This window comes from Aurantimonas sp. C2-5-R2 (assembly GCF_036549495.1).
GTDB classification, from domain to species: Bacteria; Pseudomonadota; Alphaproteobacteria; order Rhizobiales; family Rhizobiaceae; genus Aurantimonas; species Aurantimonas coralicida_A.
In genome coordinates this window covers 1-1,668 of sequence record NZ_JAZHLJ010000215.1, presented here as the reverse complement: position 1 = coordinate 1,668, position 1,668 = coordinate 1, and the positions used below count along the sequence as shown (strand labels likewise).

1 protein-coding gene is annotated in these 1,668 nt (G+C 61.8%); it reads left to right on the top strand.

What is annotated here, in order from left to right; translation table 11 throughout:
• Positions 1-75 precede the first annotated feature (75 nt).
• Positions 76-1,668, top strand: a 1,593-nt coding sequence (locus tag VQ044_RS25045; protein WP_331827890.1) for an ISL3 family transposase, incomplete at its 3' end; no start/stop codon positions are given.

Sequence of the window (1,668 nt, the reverse complement as noted above, 5' to 3'; positions counted from 1 at the left end):
GGCTCTTGCGCAGGTTGTGTGGTCACGAGGCTTGGCGACTCTTTCTAACACCGCAGATTATGCGGTGGAGAAAGCATGCTTGAGATTTCCATGATGCCCGGCTGCCTTTGCAGTCGAATCCGGCGCGAAGGGCAGTCGGGATTATCGATTTCCGCGCAAGGGCGGCATAACGGTGCGAGATGTCCGGAGTGTCAGCAGCGATCGACGATCGTTCACGGTTACTATTACCGGCGTCCCTTCGATCTGCCCATGATCGGTCGGCAAGTCCGGCTCGATGTGCGGATCCGGCGGTATGCCTGCCGGAACGCAGATTGCCAACGCCAGACTTTCGGTGAGCAACTCCCGACGCTGATCGCGCCGTCGGCGCAACGGACCAACCGTCTGGCGAAAGCGCAGGCGAGGATCGGGATCGCCCTCGGTGGCGCGGCAGGCAGCCGCCTCGCAACGCAGATCGCCATGCCTGCGAGCGGCGACACGATTTTGCGTTTGGTCCGCCGGATGCCACAGCCGGTACTGCCAGCGCCCACCGTCATCGGTGTCGATGATTGGGCCATGAAGAAGCGGTTGCGATACGGCACGATCGTCGTCGATCTCGAGCGCCACTGCCCGATCGACCTCTTGCCAGATCGCACAGCAGGAACGGTGACCAATTGGCTCCGCCGGAGGCCGGAGATCGGAATCGTCGCACGGGATCGTTCGACCGAGTATCGGCGCGGCATCAGCACCGGCGCTCCGGGCGCCGTTCAGGTCGCCGATCGTTGGCATCTTCTCTACAACACGCGGCAAATGGTCGAGCGTTGGACTGCCGGCGCTCATGCACGTTTTCGACGCCTGCCACCGCTCCAGAGCGTGGAAACGTCGGGAAAGGGCCGAACGAAGGCATTTCCCCGCACTCGGTCGGATGCCACGAACGCCGCCGACAGCCGAGGACGGCGCAAGGCTCAGTATGAAGACATCCGCCGCCGCTATCTCGCCGGCGAGACGCTGATGGCGATTACCCGTTCGACCGGCTTGGCCAGAGCAACCGTGCGCAAGTTTGCCCATGCTGAAGGCTTTCCCGAACGCTCAGTTCAAACGCCAGGAAGGAGCATCATCGACCCGTATCTGCCGATGCTCCAAGCGCGTTTGGCTGAAGGCTGCGAGAACGGTCTTCAGCTCTGGCGCGAAGCCCGGGATCAGGGTTTTTCTGGAACACCCAAACAAATACGACGGTGGCTTCAGGATCGGCGGACAGTTCTCTCGAAGTTCACCACGCACCGTAACGGCGATCATGCTCGACGGCCGGAGGCTCCGCAACCACGGTCCCTTCCTTCGTCGAAACAGCTCGCGTGGCTGATCGTCAAGGCACCCGATGCGAGATCGGTCGAGGAGACCGACGTGATCAGGCAAATCGGTCAGGATCGTGATGCCGTTGTCCTGCTTCGGCTCGTTCGCCGATTTGTCGATCTCGTCCGTCGCGTCGGCACGAAGGCTCGCGATGCCGGCCCGGTCTTCAACGAATGGCTTCTCGAAGCGAGAGATTGCGGCGTGCGCACAATAGAAACCTTCGCCGCAGGGCTCGAACAGGATAGCAGCGCGGTTCATGCAGCTCTGCGAACCGGCTGGAGCAACGCCCAGACGGAGGGACAGGTCACCAAACTCAAGCTTCTCAAGCGTTCAATGTACGGA